Below are 25,253 nucleotides of genomic sequence, written 5' to 3'. Positions count from 1 at the left end.
CGCGTCGTCAGAGGAACCGGAACGTCTCCAAGTTCTTCGGCGCGAACGTCCGGATGTTGTAGTCGTGATACAGCGCCGAGGAGAGATCCTGTGTCGAGCGTTCGTCGCCGTGGACACAGAGGACCTTCTCGGGGCGTGGATTCATCGTTTTGACGAAGTTCTCGAGGCCGGCGCGGTCGGCGTGGCCGGAGAAGCCATCGACGGTTTCGACGTTCATGTTCAGCGAGAGGGTGCCACGGCCGCCGCCGTTGTTACCCATCGCACCGACCTCGCTGGTCGGGATCTCGTCCCAGCCGTTCTGGATGCGGCGGCCGAGGGTTCCCTGGGCCTGGTAGCCGACGAAGACGAGCGTCGAGTCCGGATCGGGACCGAGGTGACCGAGCCAGGACATGATCGGGCCGCCGGTGACCATCCCCGAGGTCGAGAGGATGATACAGGGATCGCCGTCGGCGACGTCCTGGCGTTCCTCCTCGCCGGCGTCGATGTGGTTGAACTCCTCGGCGAGGAAGGGGTTCTCATCGTCGTGGAAGATCCGATCGCGGAGGTCGTCGCGCAGGTACTCGGGATAGGTCGTGTGGATCGCCGTCGCCTCCCAGATCATCCCGTCGAGATGGACCGGCATCTCGGGAATGTCGCCGTTGCGCATCGCCTCCTCGATGACGAGCATGATCTCCTGGGAGCGACCCACCGCGAAGGCGGGGATGACAACCTTGCCGCCCCGGTCGTAGGTTTCGTTGATGACTTCCTTGAGTTTCTCCTCGGAATCCTGCTGGTCGGTCTGGTAGTCGTTGCGACCGCCGTAGGTCGACTCGAGGACCAGCGTTTCGACGCGCGGGAAGTCGTTGACGGCACCGTTGAACAGGCGCGTGTCGTCGTAGTGAATGTCACCGGAAAAGGCGACGTTGTAGAGGCCGTCACCGATGTGGAAGTGTGAGACGGCCGAACCGAGAATGTGGCCCGCGTTGTGGAACGTGAGTTTGACGTCGGGGGCGATGTCGGTGACGTCGCCGTACTCGAGCGGGATGCAGTGTTTGATCGCTTCGCGGACCTGTTCGCTCTCGTACGGTGGCGTGCGACCTTCCTTGGCTGCGACGTCCAAGTAGTCGAGGGTCAACAGTCCCATCATATCGCGCGTGGGTTCGGTACAGTAGATCGGCCCGTCGTACCCGTACTTGAACAGCAGTGGGATGAGCGCGGAGTGGTCGAGGTGGGCGTGAGTGAGCACGACCGCGTCGATGGTCTGGGGACCCGCACCGAGCGCCTCGGGGGCGTGGAGGTACGGCACTTCGCCCTCTGCACCGGGCTTGTCACCGCAGTCGACGAGAATCCGTGTTTCGGGCGTCGAAAGGATAAATGACGCACGGCCGACCTCGCGACAACAGCCGAGCGTCGTGATGCGGACGTACTCGTCGTCGGACATCTCCTCGCGGTGGATCTGCCGGCCGACCTTCTCCAAGATATCCCGGCGTTCGTCGCGTTCCTGTTTGAGGTAACTGCGGACGTTCGAGACCGTTGAGGACTCGATCGGCGGTGTCCGGACGACTTCGGGCGTCCAGCCGACGTTTTTCGTAATATCACGGAGCGTCGACCCGTGACGGCCGATGACCATCCCGGGCTTTTCGGCCTCGATGACGACCTCGCCGGTGTCGGCGTGGAAATCCAGGTCCGTGATGCCCGCCTCTTCGGGGACGACATCCATGATCTCCGCGCGAGCTTCGTCGGGTCGTGAGAGAACGCTCGGGTCGGGACGGATGGTGATCCGCTTGCGGAGCTTGCTCGCGAGTTTCCGAACAAGATCGCCCTGTTGGGCGAACTTCTTCGGATCGCGCGTATAGACCACCAATTCCGGGCCTTCATATTTCACTGAGGAGACCGAGATATCGCTCGGTAACTCGCTCGTGATCTCTGCTTCCAGATCGTCGAGTTGCTGCTCTACAGTACTCATAGGTCGCCGATTGTGGCTTGCGTGAACTCGCCGACAAGGAGCAGATGTTCAGTCGAGTGGAACGATCGGGAACTGGGACTCGAGAAGAGCCCGGAGACGGTCGCTACGAACTGGTATCGAGATCGTTGATCGACACTGTCATCGTGAGACAACGGTGATCATAACCGTCCAGTATCCCGGATCATCGTGGTATTCCGTGCTGTGACGAACACGCTCCCAGGTCGGTTATCCTGGTTCGTGCGGGAAGATTCCAGGGAGAACCCGCTTATTCGACGCTACTCTTTGCGTAGTATAAAAGCCTTCGCAAACATCAGGATGATCCGTCACGAACAGGGGGTATATGGAGCTGACACCGGAACGCGTCGTGGCGGAGCGAGACTGGGTTAGAGACCGGGCTGAGACCGTCGTCCCGGTAATCAATCGCGTCCGCGATGAGCTCGGCGAAATCTTCGAGACGGATGTCGACCACGTGACCGAAGCGCAGTACCTCGACGAAGTCGACGCCGTCTTCGCCGACGGCGATCTGGCAGTCAACGTTGCCGCAATGGTGGCGATTCTTCGGGACCTCGACGTCGAGGGCGACTACCCCGGCTTCATTGTCGACGAGATTCTCGGCCGCGAGCTCGCGGCGACGATCGCCGGCACCCAGCCCCTGCGGACGCTTGGCGAGGCGACCTTTCACTACGCCGATGTGCAGGTCCACGGCGACGAAACCGAAAACGCCGGCATCGATGACTGCGAGGCAGCGCTGGCGGCCGGTTTTCAGGAACGGATTCCAGGGTGGGACTGGACCGAGCGCGAGAGCCCGTTCCGTATCGACCGCCCGCGGTAGCGAACGAGACCCGTGGTGTGCCCGGCCAGTCGGCTTCGACGACCGGAGCCAGCGCTCGCGCAGATTACTGGTCGTCGGATGTCTCGCCAGTCCCGTCTTCGTCGCCCGCGTCGGCACCGGATTCGTCGGCGTCATCAGCGTCATCGCTCGTTTCGCCGTCATCGGCCTCGCTGGACTCGTCGTCTTCTGTCTCGTCCTCCGGTGGTTCTGTCGGCGGTGCTGGCTGTTGTTGCTGTCGCTCGAGGAACTGATCGTACGCGCTGGCCGTGTGGATCGAGTTCACTTCGCCGTCTCTGAGCACGTCGATGAGAAGCGCGCCATCGGCATCGACTCGAAAGAGCCCGATCTGTTCGGTCGACTCCTCGATCGTCAGATCGGGGTTGTCTTCGGCCCGACTCTCGAACGTCGAAATAGCGTCTTCGAACAGTTCCTGTTCGCGCTGTTGGGCCGTTGTGCGATCGATCTCACCGGATTCGAAGTCGTCGATCAGTTCATCGACCTCGTCTTGGCTCGGGCCGACAGCGACAGTGAGCAAGTCGGCTTCATCGTCGCTGTTGAGCAGTTCGAGGTCGGTACAGCCGGCGAGTGAAGCGCCAGCGCCAGTACCCGCGAGTTGGAGAAATCGGCGGCGGTCGTAACCGGTCGTCATTCGAGTCGAACGCATGGACGGACGGGCATAAGCGTTTCTCACACGCAATAACGGTCGTGAGAAACGACACGGCAGAGACCGTTACTGTGTCGGCACGCGACCGCCGTGTCCGGGTTCGCTTCGATCCGTCTCGAGGGCGGGCACGGCAGACACTCGCTGGAAGACGGCCTCGGGATCGCGGTTCCAGTGCCAATGCCAGCGGGTCTTGGCGAGACACCACAGCTTTCGGGCCGTCGAGAGCGACGGCTCGGTACTCAAGACGTCGTACTGCTGATTGCGGATGATGGTATGATGTTCCGCATAGAGGACGGCTGCGAGTAAGACGGGGAGTTGGCAGTCTTCGGGGAGATACCGGATGCCGGCGACGCCCTCTCGGTAGAGGTCCTCCGTTCGCTTGAGCTCTGCAGCCATGGCCCGTCCGAACGACTCAGAGTACTCGAGGCGTTCGATCTGCTCGGCTGAGACGCCGTGTGTGCGAAGCGTTTTTTGTGGCAGGTAGATCCGGTCGCGTTCGATGATGTCCTCGCGAACGTCTCGCAGGAAGTTGGACATCTGGAACGCTTCGCCGAGTTTGACGGCGTGTGGAAGTGCCGTCTCCCGGTCTTCGGGGTCCATGATCGCGGTCATCATCACGCCGACAGCAGCGGCCGAGCCGCGCATATACGACTCGAGGTCGGCATACGTCTCGTAGCGGTCGGTGTCGATATCCGACTGCATCGCGTCGATGAAGACGTTGATTTCGGCGGCAGTGATGTCGTACTCCTGTCGGAGTTCGTTAAACGCAACGAGAACCGGGCCGTCCGGTTCGGTCTCGCCGAGGGCCTGTTTGCGAAGCGACTCGAGTTCGGCCCGTTGTTGGTCGGGGGGGACGCCGGCTGCATCGTCAACGATCTCGTCGGCGATCCGGAAGAACGCATAGAGGACGTGCGTGGCGTGGCGAACCCGTTTCGGGAGGAATCTGGTTGCGAGATAGAACGTCTTCCCGGTCTGCTTCTGGATCGACTTGCCTGCGTTGATGTGTTCCTGTTGCATTCTCAGCCTCGTGCCCGCTGGCCGCGGTGGGATGACGTTTATACGACAGATACGTATAAAATACCTCCCCCTCACTAGTGGGGTTTGTGACTGTTGCTACAGGCTGAATGAATTCACGCAGACAGCCACAGACGGCTGTGAGTCATCGAGAGACCGGTGTTCGGTCGTCAAAGACGGTGGACAAACGCGATTACGGGAGCAAATCGAAATTGGCCCGCCAGAACGGCTCCTGTCGACCGACTACAGATCGACTCAGTCGCCAGCAAACAGTTCGTCGAGGAACTTTCGCTGGGCGGTTCGGAGGTGCTGGTGAAACGTCGAGCGAGAGATATCCATCGACTGGGCGAGATCCTCGCCCGAGACGTTCCGTGGCCACTCGAAGTAATCGGCGTAGTAGGCCGTCCGGAGCGCGGTGAGTTGGCGGTCGGTCAGCGACGATTCCAGCCGCCCCATCAGGTTCTGTGGCGTCTCAGTGGGGTGGTCCGTCTCGTGGTAGCGAATCAGTTCAACGGTGTCATAGCGACCCTCGAGCAGGTCATACGCCGACCTGGCGGACTGGCCGTTCGGAAGGTCGATGGTGAGATCAGCGACCACCGCACCGGTGGCCGTCGAGTGGTTCGTATGCCCTGCCGAGACACTGGCGTCGAAGCGGCGGATCGATGCCCCGTGTTCGGACAGCGCCGTCACGACGCTGTCGCGAACGGCGACCTCGAGGAGCGTTCCGTCGTCGGATGCCGACAGGATCGTCACGTCGGTCACGCCGTCGATCGTGGTCGCCTCGGGGACGCTCTCGAGAGCGCGATCGGCGTGGAAAAACGCGACCGGTTCCCCATCCTTGTCGTAGGTCAGTCCCCGATAGGTGATCGTCGCCTCGAGGTCGTCGGCAAGGATCGTCACGAACAGCGAGGGGTCTTCGACCGCGACCTCGAGTTCGACAACGGTATCGCTTGCGAGCATCTGTCGGGCCTCGATCGCGTTCATCGCGGTTGCGATCGTCTCCGCGAGTGACTCGAGGACGAGTCGCTCCCGTTCGCCGAAGGCGTTCGGCTCCGAGGCAAAGAGAACGAGCACGCCGTACGTGACGTCGCCGTAGGTCAACGGGAATGCCGCGACCGACTGAAACGCCGTGCCAGCGCCTGCTGGCCACCAGTGGTCCGCCTCCGCGAACGTCTCGAGGTCGTGAATAACCTGTGGCTCCCCTGTCTCGAGTGCCTCGACGGCCGGATGGCTGTCGTCCGAGCCGAGGACGAGGTCGCCATCCTCGAGCGGGACGTCATCCGTGCTCGCCCACTCGCGGGGCGCGAGGCGGTTGTTCGTGACGTCGGTTCGGCCGATCCAGGCGAGAACGTAGGGATCGGTTTCGATGAGCCGTGTACACACGCCCCGTTCGATCTCGTCGCGTGTGGCCGCGCCGACGGCAGCGTCGATGACGTCCCGAAGCAGCCCGTCGACACGCTCGAGGACGTGCTCGAGTGCTTGATGTTCCTCGCGGAGTTCCGCGGTCGTCTCCTCGACGGCGAGTTCTGCCAGCTTGCGGTCGGTGATCTCGAGGTGAACGACCGAGACACGGACGTCGCCATCGACGGTAAACCGGTTGGCCCGCATCAGGAACCACTGCTTTTGTTCGGGCGTGTGGCAAGGGTACTCCATCGAAAACGTCTCCTGCTCGCCGTCGATGACGGCCTCGAGGCCGTCGATGGCGCGTCTGGCGTGGTCGTCGTCGTCCATCGCGGCAGTCGCGATGTAGTCGACGCCGAGGTGATCCGTCGGGTGGTCGTCCGAGCCGAACGCTCGCCAGGACTGATTCGTCAGCAGGATCTCGCCATCGGCATCGATGACGGCAACAGTGAGCGGCAGCGTCTCGAGTGTCGCTTCGGCGAGTTCGTGCCGGTGGTCCATCGACTGGTGATTTGCGCTTGACCCTCATAACGAACTCGGGGTGATTCGACGGTCAGTCACGGTGACCGCTCACGGGCATCGACCTGCGGTCGACGGAGCCGTCGCGACCTCAGAGCGCGACGTCGGAGCGATTACACCGCTCTGCGGCGGCTTCGCCGTCGGCGAAGTACTCGTCCCCACGCGAGTAGTTTCCGTCTGCGTACTCGGACGCACCGAGCGCGTAGTACGCCGCGGCATCGCTCAGCGCATCGAGTTCACAGGACATGTCGATCAGATCGCTTCGGAACTCAGCCGGCGCGTCGTCTTCAGCGTCGGTGAACGTATGGTACGCCTTCGTGAACGCAGCATCGGCTGCCGAGAACTCGGAAGCGGCAGTCTGGAACCGTTCCGCCTCGAGTGCGGTGATCGCATCATCGAAGGGGATCATGGCTTCGGCAAACTGTCGCCCACCAGTGAAGAACACGTCCAGGACGGTGAGCATGTCCTCGAGTTCCTCGAGTGTGACCTCCAGTTCGACACGGTCAATCTCGTCGACGTCTTTGAGCGCATCAGTCTCGATATCGTCGAACGTCGACCGTGCGACCGTCATGCTATCCATCGCGTCGTCGTTATATGATTCCGCTCGCTCGGCCACTCGGACCGCGTCTTCCCACCGCTCTTGATCCAGATACTGCTCCCAGACCTCGAACTCATCCATCGCGTCGCCGAACGCCGAGAAAACAGCCACGAAGTCACGGAGGAACTCGACGACATCCTCGAGCGCCGCGATCGTCTCGAGTTGGTCGTCGGTCGCCCCGTCTCGTGCAGCCGCCAGATTGGTCTCGGCGTCGTCGATCCGGGCTTCGATCGGCCGCGTTTCAATTGCGTTCGAACGCTCGCCCAGTGGATCGTCGGTGTCGTCGAGTGCCGCCTCGAATTCGTCGACGGCCTCGTCGAGTGTCTCATCGGCTGTTGCGATCAGTTCCGCCGATTCGTCTACCGTCTGTCCGGTCGTCTCCTCCTCGCTCTCCGTCTCCGCGTTTCCATCGTCGGTATCAGTGTCTGTCTCCTCCTCGTTCTCCGTTTCCTCCTCGGTATTTGTCCCCTGACTCGAGCCATCGTCGTCATCGCCCAGACAGCCAGCGAGTGAGAGTGTGGCGACCGATCCGCCAACAGCGGACAGCGCTCGTCTTCGATACATACCCCGGTGATGAGACTCGAGCGGTGAATGCGTTCACCTTCATATGACCATCGTGAAAAACAACCGTTCGGTCTGACATTCGACGCGATATCGCGGAGGACACCCTCGATTGGCTCAGCGACAGTGGCCATCGATCAGCGAACGGATGTCTCGCTCCGTCGGGACACCCACCACAGACCGATAGTCGCCACAGGCCGTCCAAGGCGATAGGTCAGGCGAAATGATAGCTTGACCAACACTTTTGTGCACATCCGTAGACACCCTCGAAAGAGATCAGCGTGTCACACCACACCACCACTCCGAAGACGGTCGAGCTATGGATCCGTTCGTTCACCCCAATGAGCACGGGTCCGACCCAGGAACGCGCCCTGGAGCGACTCGACGACCTCGAGTCGAACGCGCCGGTCGAGTCGGTCGAGATTGGCGTCTGGGGCAAGGAGGTCGAACAGACGGACCACGCGACGCGGATTCCACACCTCCAGCGGATCGAAACGCGACTCGAGGCGTTCGAATCGTGGGCGGCTCGCACCAGTCGATCGCTCGAGCCGTTCTTTCGAGAGACTCACATCGACTCTTCGATTACGGGCGAGTGTTACGACGTGTGGCGGCTGCCGACGGTTGCCCTTGCGGAGTTCGACGAGGATGACGAACTCCTCCACGTGGCTCCCTGCCACGACGGCGAGGACATGATCGGCGTCTTTGACCGGATCGATGCGCTCATCGACGACGAGACGGACCCATCGGTACCCGTCGACGACGAGCATCGAAACGATGAGGTGATCGTCGACCGGCCGAGCGACCGGACGACCAGCTACGGCCGGGGTCGTATCGAACCACCGTCGTCTCGTTCCGATTGACGTCTGTCACTCGCTGTGAGACTCACGAACAGCGTGAACAACACCTATGGGACTGACTGACATATATCGGTGTATGGTGACCGAATCAGTCAGTCTCGGCCAGTCACGATGTCGCAACTGCGGATTCGAAGCCCCCGGCGGTGACGACGCATGGGGACGGATCGAGGTCCCGAAACTGGGACGAATGACACAGTGTCCGGAATGTGGCAGCACAGACGTGATCACGAGTCGATAACGGTGACGCGACGCAGACAGACTCTTTGGTGTCTCGCCACTAACACCCCCACATGGCACACGAAACGGACGATCACGGGTCCGACGCCGACCAATCCCCGACCGACAGCGAGTGGCGGTCCGAACTGAGCGATGAGGAGTACCGTATCCTCCGGGAAGCCGGGACCGAACCACCCTTTAGCGGCGAGTTCGTCGATCACAACGCCGACGGGAGCTACGTCTGTGCCGGCTGTGGTGCTGAACTGTTCGACTCCGAGACGAAGTTCGAGTCCGGCTGTGGTTGGCCCAGTTTCTACGATACCGACGACGATCGCATCGAAACCAGACTCGACACCAGTAACGGCATGCGCCGGACCGAGGTCCTGTGTGGCAACTGCGGCGGCCACCTCGGTCACGTCTTCGATGACGGGCCCGATCCCACCGGAAAACGCTACTGTATCAACTCGGTCGCGCTCGATTTCGACGCAGAGTAGCGCAGACCAGTCCACGAGCGCAGCGCGCGGACGGGCACGACCATTTTGACTCGACCGATCCGCCGTCGAGAGAGTGATCCAGCCGCCTCGAGAGATTCACGGCGGTCCCAACTGCGAGGAAAACCGATGGATTCTATCACTATCGAATGCGAGTGACCACGAATGGCTTCCGCACGGACCGTCGACGACACCCATCTCCTCGTCGTCGCCGACGAGACGATCCCAGCCGAAGATGGCGACCCAGTCTCGACTGTCGCCGAGCGCGAATTCGACGCCGAACTGCTTACGGCGTCAACCGTCGAGACGGCGCTCGAGATCCTCGCAGCCCGGCCAGTCGACTGTATCTTGTCGCTCCACCAGCTCCCGGACGCACGCGGCCTCGACCTCCTCGAGCGAGTTCGCGAGCGCGAGCCGGAGTGTCCGGTCGTGCTCGCCCCCAGTGATGGCGACGAAACGCTCGCGAGTGCAGCGATCGCGGCGGGCGTAACGGAGTACGTCCCCGAAGATCGACGCGCCACAGACCTGATTGCAGCGCTCGAGCGCGCACTCGAGACAGGGCGGGAGCGACGAGAACGGCGCGCACAGTCGCGCCAGTTCAGTGCGGTTTTCGATGATCCGGAGACGTATTCGTGGGTGCTGGCACCCGACGGACGCGTTCGCCGAGCCAACGCGGTCGCCCTCGAGGCGATCAACGCGACCGAGACTGCTGTCCGCGGGCAGTCGTTTGCCGACCTCCCATGGTGGCGGTGTGCCGAGGCGGGACGAACGGTACTCGAGGCGGCACTCGAGCGGGCCGCCGCTGGCGAGGTCGTCCACAGGGAAGTGACACAAGCGCAGATCGCCGACGAGGACAGCGAGGCGACCGACCCACACACGCTCGAGGTGACCATTCGGCCGGTCTACAACGACTCTGGAACGGTCGGCTCGCTACTTGCACGGGCGAGCGACGTCACCGAGCGCGTCCGCCTCGAACAGGAACTGCGCGAATCAGAGGAACTGCACCGGGTAACACTGAACAACATGACCGATACCGTCCTCATCACGAACGATGCAGGCGAGTTTACCTACGTCTGTCCGAACGTCCACTTCATTTTCGGCTACACGGACGAGGAGATCCACGAGATGGGGACGATCGACCAACTCCTCGGGTCGGACCTGTTCGACCGCGAGGTGCTCGAGGCCGACGGCGTGTTGACCAACATCGAGTGTACGGCGACCGATCGGGCGGGTCGCGAGCACACGCTGCTCATCAACGTCCGTGAGGTCTCGATTCAGGACGGCACGCTCCTCTATAGCTGCCGGGACGTGACGACACGCAAACACCGAGAGGAGGCGCTGACAGCGCTGCACCGAACGACGCAAAAACTGCTCTACGCCGAAACTGACCGCGAGATCGCCGACATCGTCGTCGAAGACGCCCCCGAGATCCTCGACCTCGAGGCGAGCGGGGCCCACCTGTTCGATACCGACGAGAACGTGCTTCGGCCGGCCGCGATCTCACCAGGGTTAAAACGGCTTCACGGGCCGCTCTCACAGCGGCGGGCGACCACTGACAGCATCGCAGGCGGGGTCTTCGTCGAGGGCCAGTCTCGCTTTTTCGAGGATATCCACGACGCGGACGTGCTCTCGGATCCGACGACCGATCTCAGAAGCGGCGCGTTCGTCCCGCTCGGCGACCACGGCGTGTTCGTCGTCGGCTCGTCGCAGTCCGACGCGTTCGACGACGTCGCTCGAGAGCTGACCGATCTGGTGGCGACGACGGCAACGGCGGCGCTCGACCGGGTCGAACGGGAGCGAACGCTCCGTGAACGTGACAGGGAACTCAAACGGCGGAACCGGGAACTCACCCGACTCAACCAGATCAACGAGATCATCCGCGAGATCGACGCCGCACTCGTCCGGGCGGAAACCCGCGAGGAGATCGAAGCGGCCGTCTGCGAACGGCTCACCTCCGACGAGCGGTTTTCGTTCGCCTGGATCGGCGCTGTGGACGTGACGGACGAACGGCTCGTCCCGAACGCACACTGCGGGACGGGACGCGGACAGGATTACCTCGACAGCGTCTCACTGTCGCTTGCGGAGGGACGCGAGCCGGCAGTGCTCACGGCAACGACTCGTGACGTGACCGTCGTCTCGAACGTCGTCGATCGGCTCCACGACGAGCTCTGGCGCTCCGAGGCCCTCGCGCGGGAGTACCAGTCGATCACCAGTGTCCCGCTGGCGTACGACGAGTTCACCTACGGCGTGTTGACCGTCTACGCCGACCAGCCCGACGCGTTCGGCGAGGTGACGCGGGCCGTCCTCGCGGAACTCGGTGAGACGATCGCCGCCGCGATCGCCGCCGTCGAACGCAAACAGGCGCTGTTGACCGACTCCCGGACGCGCATCGAGTTCGACGTCGTCGACGACAGTTTCGTGTTTTCCCGGCTTGCACAGACGGTCGGCTGTGTCCTGTCGTTCGACGGCGGTGTCCGTCTCCACGAAGACGGTGCTGCGGTGTTCGCGACGGTCGAAAACGCCGATCCGGACGCCGTCGTCGACGCGACCGCCGAACTCGTTGCCGTCGAGCGCGCACAGGTGATCAGCGGTGGCGAACCCGGCGGGAACGGAACGGTCCTGCTCGAGCTCTCGTCGCCGTTTCTGGCGCTGCAGCTTGCAGACCACGGCGTCGTGTTACACAGCGTCGAGGCGACGCCGGAGCAGACGCGGATCGTCGTCGACGTCCCACGGACTGTCGACGCCAGAGCGAGCATCGACGTCGTCTCGAACGCCTTTTCGGACGTCGCCCTCCACGCAAAACGCAGCGTCGATCGAACGACCACTCGCGACCTCCGGGCCGAACTGCTCGAGCGACTCACCGACCGCCAACTCGAGGTCGTCCAACTGGCCTACTACGGCGGCTACTTCGAATCGCCACGGGAGCGCTCGGGCGAAGCTATCGCCGAGACACTCGAGATCTCGCCGGCCGCGTTCTATCGTCACATCCGGATCGTGCAGCGAAAGCTGTTCACGATCCTCTTCGAGGAACTCGATGTTCCGGCAAACACTGCGTAAGGGGTTGAATAGTGAACCGTCAAAAATCGTCGACGCTAGCTATCTAACGGACACGCATATCCTAATATCCCTATTATTCCTCAATCGAAATCCCACGCCCCATGAAAGACGTCAAACTCAACCCGAAAGAAGAATCGACCTACGAGTGTTTCGACTGCGGAACTGTGGTCCGTGCGACGGCCCCAGAACAGTGTCCCAACTGCGGTGCTGATATGCGGAATCGACAGACACCGATCGAATAATCGGCGGTATTGCAGTTCCTACGGCTCCGTCTGAAGGTAGTCGATCGCCTCTTCGTCGCTTACCTGCCCGAACGTCTGGTAGAACTGGCCGACAGCACGAAACGACGGTGGCGTCTCCAGGGCAATCACTTCGTCGGCTTCAGCCTCGAGGTCGTCAATACTCCGCGGCGAACCGACTGGCACTGCAAGCGCAACGAACGCGGCGTCGGCGTCCCGTACCTGCCGCAGACAGGCCATCGCGGTTGCCCCGGTCGCGACGCCGTCGTCGACGACGACCACGCGTTTTCCCTCGAGACTCGGTAGTTCAGCGCCGTCACGGTACCGAGTTGCCTTCTCGCGGGCGTTTTCGGCCTCTTTCGTCCGGACCTCCTCGAGGTAGTCTTCGGAGACGCCGAGTCGGTCGATGAGGGCGTCGTTGTGCCAGACGCTCCCGTCGCTCGCGACGGCCCCGATCGCCAGTTCGGGATTTCTCGGGGCTCCCATCTTCCTGGCGACGACGACGTCGAGGTCGGCATCTAGCGCGTCGGCGACCGGACGAGCAACGGGCAAGGCACCGCGAGGAATCCCGAGGACGATATCGGCCTCAAGGCCGCGGCGCTCGAGATGGGCCGCGAGCTGTTCGCCGGCGTCGGTTCGATCGTCGAACATAGTCATGTACGGACTACGACAACCACGTACTATGATTTATGGTGTCATCTATTGGCTGACATATCGAGTTATCCATCAGTTCGAAACAGCCGGAAGACGCCTGCCGAACGGCTATCTGTGGCTGTTCGAGAACCGTGGTATGGATCGCCTTCAGCGAACGCTTCCGAATATCGTCACGGAACGCGGGATCGACAACGGTCGCGTGGGAAACGGTTACCTGACTCTTGCCCCACACTCGAGACAGATGCCCGAACCGAACACGCAGCCACCGACTCGAGACCACGAGATCGCCCACCCCCTCTTTGCGACGCTCTACGACTGGCTCCCACAGGCGTTCCTGCTTGCACCCCATCGGAACTCCCTCGTACAGAACCTCTCGGGGCGTGTGCTCGAACTGGGCTGTGGCACCGGCGATATGTTTCCGTTCGTTGCCGACACGGAGCCGTCGGTGCTCGAATACCACGCCATCGAACCGGACCCACACATGCGAACGCGGGCGGCACGCACCGCTCGAGAGGCCGGCCTCGACGTGACGCTCCGAGACGCCCGCGCCGAATCGTTGCCCTACCCCGACGACAGTTTCGACGTCGTCCTCGCCAGCGTCGTCTTCTGTACGGTTCAGGACCCCGACGCCGCCGTCGATGAGGTTGCACGGGTGTTGAAACCAGGTGGTGAGTTCCGGTTTTTCGAGCACGTTCACGCCGACGGCTGGCAGGGAACCGGCCAGCAGCTGCTCAACCCGCTCTGGAAGCGTGTTGCCGGTGGCTGCCAACTCACCCGCGAGACGCTTCCGCGGTTCGTCGGCCACGACGCCTTCGCAGTCGACGAGATTGAACGCCTCGAGTTCGGGATCTTTCCAGCGACGCCGTTCGTCCGCGGAACGTTGCGGCGTCGACGCGACAGCGTGCTCGGCTAACGGCTCGCAGTCGGTTTCTGAACCGTGCTCGTGTCGAACCCGGAGGCTGCAGGTGGAACCGTTTCCCAAGAGACGGTTTTAGAAGAGGATATGTCCGAACCGGATCGAGAGCCGACGGAAACGCCCACGACTTCCAGAGACGAGGCCGAAGCGGAAGGGCAGTGGATGGCCCGCAACTGGCTCGGGATCGCTGTCGTCTCGATACTGTCGCTGGTGATACTCGCGCTCGCGTTGATGCAGTGGACTGGCCTCGTCAACGTCTTCGCACCGATCGCGGAGACCGAAGGCCAGCAGTGGGGAGCGTTCTTCGTCCTCGCGCTCGTCGTGATTATTCTCGGTGGCTGGAGTTGGAAAGCGATCCTCAGTTAAGACCGGCGCTCCGGTGGCCCGGTCGACGACCCCACTGTCTGTGACTCGAGTCGACTCGTCTTACTGCTCGCCCGCCTCGAGCACCTCTCGATTACGAACCCAGGCGTCGGCACCGAACTTCCGGTCGGCGAGGTCAGCAGCGGCCTCGAGTTCGTCGTCGCGCCAGTCGCCCGCGTCCGCGTCACACCACTCGCCCAGCGCCGTCGCGAGGGTGTCGACGGCGTCCTCGCGATCGATTCCCATCTCGTCACGGATGCTCGTCACTCGGTCGGTGAACACGGCTGGTTCGAGGTCCGTCTCGAAGACGCCGACGTGATGGTCGGGCTCGAGGGCGTAGCTGATCGAACCGTGCTGGATGACGACGTCGCGCTGGCGGTACTGGGCGTTGCCGCTGATCTTCCGTGCGTTCTCGCCCGCACTCGCGGGCGCGACGACGTCGTGGGCCGGGTTGATATCCCGCAGGTAACAGGAGGGGTAGTAGATCGACGACTGCTCGACGGCGGCGAAGTCGGCGTCGACGCCCATCCGCTCGAGTCCCTCGAGCACTGGCTCACAGAACAGTTCGTAGCAGTCCATCAGATCGCCCGGGACTTCGTCCGCGGGAGCGACGATGGTATACGAGATATCGGCGTATCGGTCGTGATAGATCCCGCCGCCGCCGGTTTGCCGGCGCGTGACGTCGATCCCTGCCTGCTCGCAGTACTCCCAGTCGACCGTCTCGGCGTCCTGTCGGTACCCAAGCGAGAGCGTACTCGGCTCCCACGAGTACACCCGGACCGTCCGGATATCGTCCTCGAGTGCCGTCGTCGCAGCCACTTCCTCGAGGGCCATCTGTGTCGCCCCATCACGGGGCTCGTCTCGAAGCAACCGCCACGAACGCTCGGCGAGGTCAGTCATATTCATCTGATCGCTAGCAACCGAGTTAGGGGTTGCGACGGGAACTCACGCCCGAAAAGAACGTCCCCTCTGCTCGCGGTGATCGATCTGGACCAGAAACAGAACGCGACGGAGCCTCGGAGTCGGTTCTCGAGGCCGCGTCAGACATAGGTATGAAATCCGAAAATCGACGTCGAACGGTCCGGTCTGGCGCATCGAGTTGGCACTCGAGAACGGGCTGTCACGGTCGGCGGGCAGCGGTCACAACGAGCCGACAGGTGATCGTATCAAGTAGCTACCGTCTCCGTGTTTCACGCCAGTCGGCCACTCTTTTTTCGAACCGTACCGATCAAGGCGAACATCTTCGCCAGACACCGATTCATCTAGACTCGATGTCGATTATAGATCCATAAAGAATATTATAAACAATGTTCAAAGCTGAGCCACATGGAAGTCCCGCTCTTAGTAACCGATTTCCTCGACCGGGCGCGCAAGTATTACGGCGACGAAGAAGCGATCGTTGCGACGACAGGCGAACGGTTCACCTACGACGAGTTCGGCGACCGGGCCGACCGACTGTCTGCAGTGTTGCAAGAGCGCGGTATCGAGAAGGGTGACCGCGTGGCGGTCCTCGACCCGAACACGCACTACCACCTCGAGTCGGCATACGGGATCATGCAACTCGGTGCGATCCACGCGCCGCTGAACTACCGGCTGACGCCCGAGGACTACGAGTACATGCTCAACGACGCCGGCGTCACAGCCGTGATCGCCGACTACGAGTACGCAGAGCAGATCGAAGCGATTCGAGACGAGGTCCCAGTCGAGACGTTCATCACGAACGATGCCGACGCCGTCGAGGGTGACTGGGAAGATTTCGAGGCGCTCATCGACGACGCCGAACCCGACTACGAGCGCCCAGAGATGAGCGAGGACGACGTCATCACAATCAACTACACCTCAGGGACGACTGGCGACCCGAAAGGCGTCATGCGGACCCACCGCACCGAGTCGCTGCACGCCCAGCTCGTCACGATCCACCACGAGATCACCGACGACGACGTCTACCTCTGGACGCTGCCGATGTTCCACGTCAACGGCTGGGGTCATATCTACGCCATCACGGGCATGGGCGCAAAACACGTCTGTACCCGCGGCGTCGACGCCGGACAGATCTTCACCGACATCGCCGAGGAAGACGTCTCGTTCCTCTGTTGTGCCCCGACGGTGCTCAGCCTCCTCGAGGAGTACCGCGAGGAGAACGACGTCGAACTGACGGGCGACAACCCGATGCGTGTCACCGCAGCCGGCGCTGCACCGCCGGAAAGCATCATCGAAACTGTCGAAGAGGAGTTTGGCTGGCACTTCCGCCAGCTCTACGGCGCGACCGAGACCGGGCCCCTCATCGGCACCTCCGCGACTCGACGCCTCATCGACGAGGACAGCGACCGTCGCTTCGCGCTCAAAAAGCGCCAGGGGATCGCCCCGCTGGCTACCGACGTCGAAGTCGTCGACGACGAGGGTACCGAAGTGCCGTGGGACGACGAAACCATCGGCGAAATCCTCGTTCGTGGTAACCAGGTCATGGAAGGCTACTGGGAGAAACCCGAGGAGACCGACGAAGCGTTCAACGACAAACGCGAGGGCTGGTTCCACACCGGCGACCTGGCTGTTGTCAACGACGACGGCATGATCGCCATCCAGGACCGCGAAAAGGACATCATCATCTCCGGCGGCGAGAACATCTCGAGTATTGAACTCGAGGACACGCTGTTCGACCACGAGGCTGTCTCGGACGTGGCCGTCATCCCGTCCCCGAGCGAGAAGTGGGGCGAGACGCCGAAGGCGTTCGTCGTGCCATCGAACAACGACCCCGAGAACCCACCGATCTCTCCGGACGAATTGACGGCGTTTACCCGCGACAAACTCGCCGGCTACAAGGTCGTCCACCGCGTCGAGTTCGTCAACGAACTGCCCAAGACGGCGACGGGCAAGATCCAGAAGTACGAACTCCGCGAAGAGGAGTGGGACGAAGAAGACGGCATGGTCGGGCAAGGATAACACGCGGCCGGACCACGACGGCCGATACGGGGCCGTCCGTCGCCCCGAGCCGATCGACAGCGTAGCGCCTTCGAAATCTGCAGTCGCCGACCACTTGCCGCGCCGCCGTGACTGCCAGCGGGACCTGCCGTGCTGTTTTTGCTGTGTGTGGCCAACAACTGAACCGATCACACACCCATCCAGAGTCGCCGTACGATGAGAGTGCAAACGGTCAGTGGCTACTATAGACTCCGCTGTTGACTCGCGTACTCCATGGGATCGCCAACTCGTCCGTTTGACGCCAGGGTATCGACAGGGATGCCCGTCTCAAACACGGTGAGTTTTGATTCTATATCCCAGTATATGATTTATGGCTGGCAGTGAACCACGCTCGAGGCCCGACACGTCGCGCTGAACGCGACTGGCTGTCCGGAAGACGGGGTACAACGAGCCACACCGGCCGAAAACAGGTTCGACACTCGAGTTCGAACTGCTCAGTTGCGGCTTGCGGTGATCGCCCGCCGGCGGTCGACCCACCTGCGGTGCGCGTCACGACGTTTTTACGTATCCACCAGCTATCTCGCGTATGGTGCGGAACGTCGCCGGATTACTTCCGGAACTCGAGGCCGAGGACTTCTATCTCCTTTCGGGGGTCGAACAGGGGATGCGCTTTTCGGAGTGGGTCCAGCGGGAGAAGCTTCCGAAGTTCTCCGGCCTGACCGAAGAGGAGGTCGACTACCGACTCGAGCGCTGTCTCAAGCGCGGGTTAGTCGAAAAGAAAACGATCCAGTATGAGGGGTACACCCTCCAGTTCGAGGGGTACGATATCCTCGCGTTGCGAGCGCTCGTCGAACAGGACACGATCAGCGAGTTCGGCTCCCCACTGGGTGTTGGGAAGGAAAGTGACGTCTACGAGGTCAAATCCTACAAGCCACTCGCCCTGAAGTACCACCGCGAAGGCTATACGAACTTCCGGGAAGTCCACAAAGAACGCGATTACACGTCGGACAACGAGCACGTCTCCTGGATGTACACCGCTCGAAAAGCCGCCGAACGGGAGCATGATATCCTCGAGGCACTGTATCCGGACGTCTCGGTTCCCCGACCGATCGGCCAGAACCGCCACGTTATCGTCATGGAAAAGATGGACGGCGTCGAGCTCTCACAGACGAAACTCACGGACGAGCAGGTCCTCGGTGTCCTCGACTTGTTGCTCGAGGAGATCGCACTCGCCTACGAGACTGGCTACGTCCACGCGGACATGAGCGAGTACAACGTCTTCGTCAGCGAGGACGGCGTGAAAATTTTCGACTGGCCACAGGCGATTCCGACGGATCACGAGAACGCAACCCAGTTCCTCCGGCGTGACCTGACGAACACCCTGGGGTATTTCCGCCGCAAGTACCCCCAGCACGTGCCGGATGCAATCGACAGCGAGGAGGTAGCTGCCTCGATCGAGACGGGATCGTTCGACAGCGTGACCGACTCGCTTTCGTAACGGCTTCACGTTTTCAATCGCGATTCGGGTCGCAGCTGGTTCCGTGGACAGCGAGTGCGCTGTGACCTGTTTTAAATCCTATTTTGCGATATGAAATGTCCGTGGCAGCCACGGATCGAATCCGAGCGACGTGTGCTCGTGTTCGCAGCCAGTATTGTCACGGCTATCGACGGATGAGGGGATTCATTCTACTCGCGCCCGTACCTCAAACCATGAGTGAGAATACCACGCATGGTATCGACAGCGTCGGTATCTGGGGTGGTGGATTCACTGGCGGACTGGTCGGCGGGATCGCCATGGGGCTGGTCCTCCATCTCGGTGCGAACCAGATCGAACTACTCGGCGGACTCGTCCCCGGCGGGGGAACAGCAGTTGCAGTCGGCTGGACGTTCCATCTAATAATCAGCGTCCTGTTCGGGCTGGTGTTTGCGACCCTCGTCTCGAGGACCGTGGGCCAAGAGCTGCTGGAGACGTTCATCGACTACGTGATCGCTGGCCTCGCCTTCGGTGCGCTCCTCGGTCTCTTCGCCGGCGGTGTCCTCTTCCCGGTGGCGATGGCAGGGGCTGGCGTGGAGACGCTCCCGCTTCCGTTCTTGCCTATCCCCGGCATTGCGGGTGAGTTGGTCAGTGCACTGCTGTTCGCGCTTGGCCATCTCGTCTACGGGCTGATCCTCGGAGCCGTCTTCGCGGCGATCAACGGTGTGACGCCGGCAGCCGTCGAGAGACGAACCCCACTCAAGCGATAGGTCAGCACACGAGTTTTCGACGCCGACCGACGTTTGATGTCTCTCGAGTCCGCCGTTCGTGGAGTTCGAAGCTCTTATACTCGAGAGTTGGATAGGTTCACGCAGACTCGCTGGGTCGCGGGCGTCAGCGGGCACCTGCTCGGCATTGTGCTACAGGTCGGAATGTGATCCGCGGGGCAAAGCCCCGGTCAGGATTGAACCAGAAAACGCCCGCGGGAACATACAATGGCAAAAAGCTTCTACTCCCATATCAAGGAGGCATGGAAAGACCCCGACGACGGCAAGCTCGGGGAGCTGCAGTGGCAGCGAAAGCAGGAATGGCGAAACCAGGGCGCAATCGAGCGTATCGACCGCCCCACCCGCCTCGACAAAGCACGCGAACTCGGCTACAAGGCCAAACAAGGCATCATCATGACGCGGGTTTCGGTCCGCAAAGGGACCGCCCGGAAAGAGCGCTTTACGGCCGGCCGACGAACGAAGCGCCAGGGTGTCAACCGCATCGGGCGGCGCAAGAACATCCAGCGCATCGGTGAGGAGCGCGTCTCCCGGAAGTACCCCAACATGCGGGTACTCAACAGCTACTGGGTCGGTGAAGACGGCTCGCAGAAGTGGTTCGAAGTGATTCTCGTCGATCCGAACCACCCCGCAATCGAGAACGACGACGACCTGAACTGGATCTGTGGCAGCGCCCATCAGAACCGCGCCTTCCGTGGCCTGACCAACGCCGGCAAGGCCAACCGCGGCCTCAACAACCGCGGCAAAGGTGCCGAGAAGGTCCGTCCGTCCAACAACGGCGGCCAGGGTCGCGCAAAGTAACCTCGACCGACGCTCTTCCATTTCGATTTTCTCGACTCGAGTCCGACGAGTCCGAAGCGACTGCTGTCGACCGTGTTCAGCCACCGACCGTCCCCAATTCGATCGAGGTTTTTCGCCGCTACTACTCCCTTTCCAAGCGTCGACTACAGGCTCGAATCGACCCGCACCATCAGATCGAGCCAGCAGGTCAGGCTTGGCGCGCCACTAGCGGCCGGAGGCTTATTTTATTGGCCGACGTACACGCGACAGATGGTAGACCACGTTCTCGTTCCGGTAGACGACTCGGCCCAATCGATGGACGCACTCGAGTTTGCCTGTACGGAGTATGCCGATACCACGATTACGGCACTTCACGTCCTCGATCCCGGGGACTTCTACGGCGCAACAGGTATCGAAGGCGGCGCGATGGCGAACTACGAGGAGATCCAAAAACACCACGAGAATCGGGCCGAAGAACTCCTCGAGCAGGCACGCAAACGGGCTGCCGATCACGACGTGGAACTCGAGACGGACCACGTCATCGGCGGAATTTCGCGCTCGATCGTCGACTACGCCGACGAACACGACGTCGATCTGATCGCAATCGGTAGCCACGGTCGGACGGGCGCGAGTCGCATTCTCCTCGGCAGTGTGGCCGAGAAGGTGGCTCGTCGCTCCCCGGTTCCGGTGACGATCGTTCGGTGAGTGTCGCTCCGACGGTGGCTGGGCGCGACACGTCGAAGACGTATCCGTGCGTATGTTTCTCACAGACACCCACATATGAACAGTTAGGAGTGATCCGCGCCACCCGATACGCATGACCGACGCCGAAACACAGATCGCACTCGTCTGTGTCCAGAACGCCGGGCGAAGCCAGATGGCGACCGCATACGCCGAACGCGAACGCGAGACTCGTGAACTCGCCGACGAGATATCGATTCACTCGGGTGGCACACACCCGGCCGACGCCGTCCACGACGTCGTCCGCGATGCGATGGCCGAGGTCGGGATTGACCTCTCAGATCGCGACCCCCAGAAAATCGCGACTGAAACCCTCGAGTCCTGTGAGTACGTCGCGACGATGGGCTGTTCGACGCTCGAACTTGAGGCCGACACCGACGTCCGCGACTGGGACTTACCGGATCCACACGGACAGGATCTCGAGACGGTTCGAGAGATCCGTGACGACGTGAAAACACGTGTCGAATCGCTATTCGACGAAATCGAGTCAACGCGAACCGACTGATCGACTGCAAAAACGGCATCGCGCGACAGCGTGGTTATGAAACGGGGGGCTCGAGTCGCGGTGTGGCTTAGGCCGAAACGGTGTGGCTCTCTTGTTCGGATTCCGAGGACCGCATATCCAGGTCGGCCCGGAGCGCCTCGATCGCCTCTTCGGGATCCGTTTCGGAGTCGAAGACCCGGTCGAAGCCCATCTCCCGGAAGAACGTCCGGGTTTCCTCAAAGTCGTCCTGTCCAACGGCGAGGTTGCCGCCGATATAGGTCGTGACATCCTCGAGGCCAGCGTTGACAATCTGCTGGTGGAAGCCCTCACAGTCCTGTTTCGCGTGACCGTAGAGGGAGGAAACGAGTACAGCCTCGGCGTCGTGAGCCGTTGCGGCGTCGACGAACTCTTCCTGGGAGCTCTGGACTCCAAGGTTGACAACGTCGAAGCCGGCTGCCTCAAACGCCTGTTCCAGGATGGTGATCCCGACGACGTGTGCGTCGGAACCGATCACGCCGAGGATGACTGTCTTCGTCATGTTCGTACTACCACCAACAGGGGGGAACACTATAAACCTAATGATTAATAATGTGGTAGTGATTCACATGGTCTTTCATGCAGGACGTCATGGCCCCGTCCCATCACTGTCCGCACACGGCGGCGCTGACACTCGAGTAGACCGTTGACGGCTGCTCGAGTCGAACGACAAGAAAGCGCGGCGACCGATCAGACTGTCGTCAACGCCCCAACCGGCGCATCAGTGTGGTTGCGAGCCCGCTGGATACCGTCCTCACCAGCCGCGATGAGAGCGAAGACACCCGCGACGTTTGCATCGGCGGTGTCGACAATATCGAGCAGGAGTTCTTGTGTTTCGCCCGAGCGGATGAGGTCGTCGACGACGAGCACCGACTCGCCAGCGTTGATCGCCGACTCCGGGAGGTAATAGGTGAGTTCGATCCCCGACTGCAGCCGTTCGCGCGCCTCGATGAACTCCTCGACGGCGGTCTCCTTGCGCTTTTTGGCGTACGCACACCGCGTGCCGTAGTAACTCGCGAGTGAGGCGGCGAGCGTGATCCCGTCCGTCGCGGCGGTCAGCACCACGTCGGGGCGGTCGAAATCGAACCCGTTTGCAACGACGGGAGCGACGAGGTCGAGAAACGGCTGATCGAAGACGGTCGCGGAGTTGTCGACGTACCCTTCCTCGTCGACACGGATCCGTGACTCGAGTTCGTCGGCCAGCGCTTCCCGGCCGAGGTCCTCGACGACGGTTCGCGCGCGCTCGGCACCCGGAAGGACGTGGCCGTTGACGTACCGGTTGAGATCGCCCGCCGGAAGCGCTGTCGTCTCGGCGAGTTCATCGTACGTCCGTGTCTCTTTTAACATTCGCAACACGTCGACGGCCCGCAACTGCAGGGCTGCCTTCTCTGCTCTGTTCATATACCTATGCACGATTCCGCAACTATGGATATTTCGATTGGAAAAATGCGTGAGATTACCACAAACATGGACCTAGTCGTCGCGACAGCGGGAGCGTCCACATCGCAGGCAGTCTGTAGTCACAGACTGCAAAACCGTTGATCGAACACAAAACCGACCTCGAGCGACCGTGCTCAGTCCTGCAAGAAGTCCGGCTCCGTCCGCTGCTCGTCGCGTTCGGCCTCGAGGTGGGCCTTGAACGCGTCGATTTCGACGTCGTACTCCTGATCCTCGAAGCGGTCACGGACCGAGATGTTGCCGTCGGCTTGTTCGTTGTCGCCGACGATGATCTGGTAGGGCACGCGGTCGTCGTGGGCCGCACGGATCTTGCGCTCGAGCGTCGAGTCGCGGTCGTCGACCTCGACGCGGAACTCGTCGAACTCGTTTGCGACCTGATGGGCGTAGCCGAGGTTGTTATCCGAGATCGGCAGCACACGAAGCTGTTCGGGCGCGAGCCACAGCGGGAAGCGACCCTCGTAGTGCTCGATGAGCATCATGAAGAATCGTTCGTAGCTGCCATAGAGCGCGCGGTGGATCATCACCGGCTCGTGTTCGTCGTTGTCCTCGCCCACGTAGGAGAGGTCGAACCGTTCGGGCATGTTGAAGTCCAGTTGGACCGTCGGCCCGTCCCACGAGCGGCCGATGGCGTCCTCGAACGCGAAGTCGATCTTCGGGCCGTAGAACGCGCCGTCGCCCTCCTCTAACTCGTAGTCGAGATTGCGCTTCTCGAGGACGTTCTCGAGTTGTTCTTCCGCGTGTTCCCAGATCTCGTCGCTGCCGACCGACTTCTCGGGGCGGGTGGCCAGGGCCATCTCGTACTCGAGGTCGAACGTCTCCAAGACGTCCGTGATCATGTCCATGATCTCCTCGACTTCGCGTTCGATCTGGTCGGGCCGGATGAACAGGTGGCCGTCGTCGATCGTAAACGCCCAGACACGGGAGAGCCCCGAGAGTTCGCCGCGCTGTTCCTTGCGGTAGACCTTCCCGTTTTCGGCGTAGCGGATCGGGAGGTCGCGGTAGCTCCAGGACTGGTCCTGGAAGATGGCGGCGTGGCCGGGGCAGTTCATCGGCTTCAGGCCGAACTCGTCGTCGCCGACGTCGAAGATGAACATGTCGTCGGCGTAGTTCTCGTAGTGGCCAGAACGGTGCCAGAGGTCCGTCTTGAAGACGTGGGGCGTCTCGACGTAGTCGTAGCCGGCGTCTTTGTTGAGGTCCTCGACGAAGTCCTCGAGTTCTTTGAGTACCGTCTTCCCCGGCGGGTGATACAGCGGCAGTCCGGGGCCGGTGACGTCCTGAATCGAGAACAGGTTCATCTCGTTGCCGATCTTCCGGTGGTCGCGCTTTTCGGCTTCCTGCTTGCGCTCGAGGTAGGCCTCGAGGTCGCTTTCGTCCTCGAAGGCCGTGCCGTAGATGCGCGTCTGCATCGTGTTTTCCTCATCGCCGCGCCAGTAGGCCCCGGCGATCTCGAGCAGTTCCACGACGCCGATCTCGCCCGTCGAATCGACGTGCGGGCCGGCACAGAGGTCCTCCCACTCGCCCTGTTTGTAGAACGAGACCTCGTCGTTCTCGTCGGCGAACTCCTCGAGTAACTCGAGTTTGTACGGCTCACCGGCGAGGCGGTCTTCGGCCTCTTCGATCGAGACGTCCTCGCGTTCGATCTCGTAATCCTCCTCGATGATGGCCTCGATTTCGTCCTCGAGGGCGTCGAGGTCTTCCTCGTCGATGTCGAGGTTGTCGAAGTCGTAGTAGAAGCCGTCGTCCGTCGGCGGGCCGATGGCGAGGTCGACGTCGTCGTAGTGGCGTTCGACGGCCTGGGCGAGACAGTGCGAGGCGGAGTGGCGCATCACGCGGAGGTACTCATCGGACTGGTCGGTGACGATCTCGAGGTCGACACCGTCGTAGACGGGCGCTTCTTTGGCGACGAGTTCGCCGTCGAGTTTGCCCGCGACCGTGTCACGGCCGAGGCCGGGACCGATCTCGTAGGCGCAGTCTTCGACCGTCGATCCCGCGTCGACCTCAAGTTCGGAACCGTCTGGCAGTACGACCACGAGTTGCTCCTGTGATTGTGGATCTGATTCTGACATGGCTGTTACTATGGCTTGGTTGTGAACTTCGGTGAGAAGTCCGATTTGACGTCCGCTCTGGCCGCTCGTCTGTGGACCCGTGTCGACACAGCGAGCGGTAGGTGTAGATTAAAAACGGGCGAAAGCCCCTGTAAAGCGGACACCTACCATCGTGGCTATGCGTAGTCTCGAGCGGAATAAAAA

The 25,253-nt window shown here is 61.8% G+C and carries 24 protein-coding genes; 14 read left to right on the top strand and 10 right to left on the bottom strand.

The annotated features are described in order from the left end of the window. Positions 1-7: 7 nt before the first annotated feature. The gene (locus BW940_RS00595) at positions 8-1,945 is read right to left on the bottom strand and encodes a beta-CASP ribonuclease aCPSF1 (RefSeq protein WP_076607247.1); all 1,938 of its coding nucleotides are present in this window, start codon (positions 1,943-1,945) and stop codon (positions 8-10) included. A gap of 340 nt (positions 1,946-2,285) precedes the next feature. On the opposite strand from BW940_RS00595, the gene BW940_RS00590 reads away from it, so the two are divergent. Continuing rightward, complete coding sequence (locus tag BW940_RS00590; RefSeq protein WP_076607246.1) at positions 2,286-2,777, top strand: hypothetical protein; 492 nt, start codon at positions 2,286-2,288, stop codon at positions 2,775-2,777. Between the two features lie 64 nt (positions 2,778-2,841). On the opposite strand, the gene BW940_RS00585 is transcribed toward BW940_RS00590, so the two are convergent. From BW940_RS00585 to BW940_RS00570, 4 genes are all read right to left on the bottom strand, one after another. Then, positions 2,842-3,426, bottom strand: a complete 585-nt coding sequence (locus BW940_RS00585; protein WP_076607245.1) for a hypothetical protein — start codon at positions 3,424-3,426, stop codon at positions 2,842-2,844. An 81-nt stretch (positions 3,427-3,507) separates the two neighbouring features. Continuing rightward, positions 3,508-4,458, bottom strand: coding sequence for a phytoene/squalene synthase family protein (locus tag BW940_RS00580; protein WP_076607244.1), 951 nt, complete (start codon positions 4,456-4,458; stop codon positions 3,508-3,510). 252 nt (positions 4,459-4,710) lie between these two features. After that, entirely contained in the window at positions 4,711-6,357 is a 1,647-nt protein-coding gene (locus tag BW940_RS00575; RefSeq protein WP_076607243.1) for a bacterio-opsin activator domain-containing protein, read from the bottom strand. A gap of 109 nt (positions 6,358-6,466) precedes the next feature. Next, entirely contained in the window at positions 6,467-7,537 is a 1,071-nt protein-coding gene (locus BW940_RS00570; protein WP_076607242.1) for a hypothetical protein, read from the bottom strand. A gap of 338 nt (positions 7,538-7,875) precedes the next feature. Between BW940_RS00570 and BW940_RS00565 the strand changes: the two genes are divergently transcribed. The 5 genes from BW940_RS00565 (at position 7,876) to BW940_RS20990 (ending at position 12,397) form a co-directional block, all read left to right on the top strand. Then, positions 7,876-8,394, top strand: a complete 519-nt coding sequence (locus BW940_RS00565; protein WP_173834827.1) for an HTH domain-containing protein — start codon at positions 7,876-7,878, stop codon at positions 8,392-8,394. Between the two features lie 73 nt (positions 8,395-8,467). Next, positions 8,468-8,629 (top strand): hypothetical protein, encoded by a 162-nt coding sequence (locus BW940_RS21645; protein ID WP_173834826.1) that lies wholly within the window; start codon positions 8,468-8,470, stop codon positions 8,627-8,629. A 52-nt stretch (positions 8,630-8,681) separates the two neighbouring features. Continuing rightward, complete coding sequence (gene msrB, locus BW940_RS00560; RefSeq protein ID WP_076607240.1) at positions 8,682-9,101, top strand: peptide-methionine (R)-S-oxide reductase MsrB; 420 nt, start codon at positions 8,682-8,684, stop codon at positions 9,099-9,101. A 162-nt stretch (positions 9,102-9,263) separates the two neighbouring features. Beyond that, positions 9,264-12,155: a bacterio-opsin activator domain-containing protein gene (locus tag BW940_RS00555; protein WP_076607239.1), complete on the top strand. Its 2,892-nt coding sequence runs from the start codon at positions 9,264-9,266 to the stop codon at positions 12,153-12,155. Between the two features lie 101 nt (positions 12,156-12,256). Further along, entirely contained in the window at positions 12,257-12,397 is a 141-nt protein-coding gene (locus tag BW940_RS20990; protein ID WP_143823845.1) for a rubrerythrin-like domain-containing protein, read from the top strand. Between the two features lie 18 nt (positions 12,398-12,415). On the opposite strand, the gene BW940_RS00550 is transcribed toward BW940_RS20990, so the two are convergent. Beyond that, the gene (locus tag BW940_RS00550) at positions 12,416-13,045 is read right to left on the bottom strand and encodes a phosphoribosyltransferase (RefSeq protein WP_076607238.1); all 630 of its coding nucleotides are present in this window, start codon (positions 13,043-13,045) and stop codon (positions 12,416-12,418) included. Positions 13,046-13,289: 244 nt separating this feature from the next. Here BW940_RS00550 and BW940_RS00545 point away from each other — a divergent pair, with 244 nt between their 5' ends. Then, complete coding sequence (locus BW940_RS00545) at positions 13,290-13,961, top strand: class I SAM-dependent methyltransferase (RefSeq protein ID WP_076607690.1); 672 nt, start codon at positions 13,290-13,292, stop codon at positions 13,959-13,961. Between the two features lie 90 nt (positions 13,962-14,051). Next, positions 14,052-14,330, top strand: coding sequence for a hypothetical protein (locus BW940_RS00540; RefSeq protein WP_076607689.1), 279 nt, complete (start codon positions 14,052-14,054; stop codon positions 14,328-14,330). 60 nt (positions 14,331-14,390) lie between these two features. On the opposite strand, the gene BW940_RS00535 is transcribed toward BW940_RS00540, so the two are convergent. Continuing rightward, on the bottom strand, positions 14,391-15,227 hold the full coding sequence (locus BW940_RS00535) for a lipoate--protein ligase family protein (protein WP_076607688.1): 837 nt from the start codon (positions 15,225-15,227) through the stop codon (positions 14,391-14,393). 426 nt (positions 15,228-15,653) lie between these two features. Here BW940_RS00535 and BW940_RS00530 point away from each other — a divergent pair, with 426 nt between their 5' ends. The 6 genes from BW940_RS00530 (at position 15,654) to BW940_RS00505 (ending at position 21,531) form a co-directional block, all read left to right on the top strand. Next, positions 15,654-17,267, top strand: coding sequence for a long-chain-fatty-acid--CoA ligase (locus BW940_RS00530; protein WP_076607237.1), 1,614 nt, complete (start codon positions 15,654-15,656; stop codon positions 17,265-17,267). Between the two features lie 565 nt (positions 17,268-17,832). Then, positions 17,833-18,744 carry a serine/threonine-protein kinase RIO2 gene (locus BW940_RS00525; RefSeq protein WP_076607236.1) on the top strand — a complete coding sequence of 304 codons (912 nt, stop codon included), beginning with the start codon at positions 17,833-17,835 and terminating at the stop codon, positions 18,742-18,744. Between the two features lie 212 nt (positions 18,745-18,956). Then, complete coding sequence (locus BW940_RS00520; RefSeq protein WP_076607235.1) at positions 18,957-19,490, top strand: SLC5/6 family protein; 534 nt, start codon at positions 18,957-18,959, stop codon at positions 19,488-19,490. 225 nt (positions 19,491-19,715) lie between these two features. Next, on the top strand, positions 19,716-20,306 hold the full coding sequence (locus BW940_RS00515) for a 50S ribosomal protein L15e (RefSeq protein ID WP_076607234.1): 591 nt from the start codon (positions 19,716-19,718) through the stop codon (positions 20,304-20,306). Between the two features lie 249 nt (positions 20,307-20,555). Then, entirely contained in the window at positions 20,556-20,990 is a 435-nt protein-coding gene (locus tag BW940_RS00510) for a universal stress protein (RefSeq protein WP_076607233.1), read from the top strand. 112 nt (positions 20,991-21,102) lie between these two features. Further along, positions 21,103-21,531 (top strand): arsenate-mycothiol transferase ArsC, encoded by a 429-nt coding sequence (locus tag BW940_RS00505; RefSeq protein WP_076607232.1) that lies wholly within the window; start codon positions 21,103-21,105, stop codon positions 21,529-21,531. Positions 21,532-21,598: 67 nt separating this feature from the next. Here BW940_RS00505 and glmS read toward each other — a convergent pair whose 3' ends face one another. The 3 genes from glmS to thrS form a co-directional block, all read right to left on the bottom strand. After that, entirely contained in the window at positions 21,599-22,048 is a 450-nt protein-coding gene (glmS, locus tag BW940_RS00500; protein WP_076607231.1) for a methylaspartate mutase subunit S, read from the bottom strand. Positions 22,049-22,236: 188 nt separating this feature from the next. Then, positions 22,237-22,947, bottom strand: coding sequence for a phosphoribosyltransferase family protein (locus BW940_RS00495; protein ID WP_076607230.1), 711 nt, complete (start codon positions 22,945-22,947; stop codon positions 22,237-22,239). 173 nt (positions 22,948-23,120) lie between these two features. Further along, on the bottom strand, positions 23,121-25,070 hold the full coding sequence (thrS, locus tag BW940_RS00490; RefSeq protein WP_076607229.1) for a threonine--tRNA ligase: 1,950 nt from the start codon (positions 25,068-25,070) through the stop codon (positions 23,121-23,123). Between the last annotated feature and the right edge of the window lie 183 nt (positions 25,071-25,253).

The sequence above is a fragment of the Natronorubrum thiooxidans genome, assembly GCF_900156475.1.
GTDB lineage: Archaea > Halobacteriota > Halobacteria > Halobacteriales > Natrialbaceae > Natronorubrum > Natronorubrum thiooxidans.
This window is presented reverse-complemented; position numbering and strand designations above follow the sequence as displayed.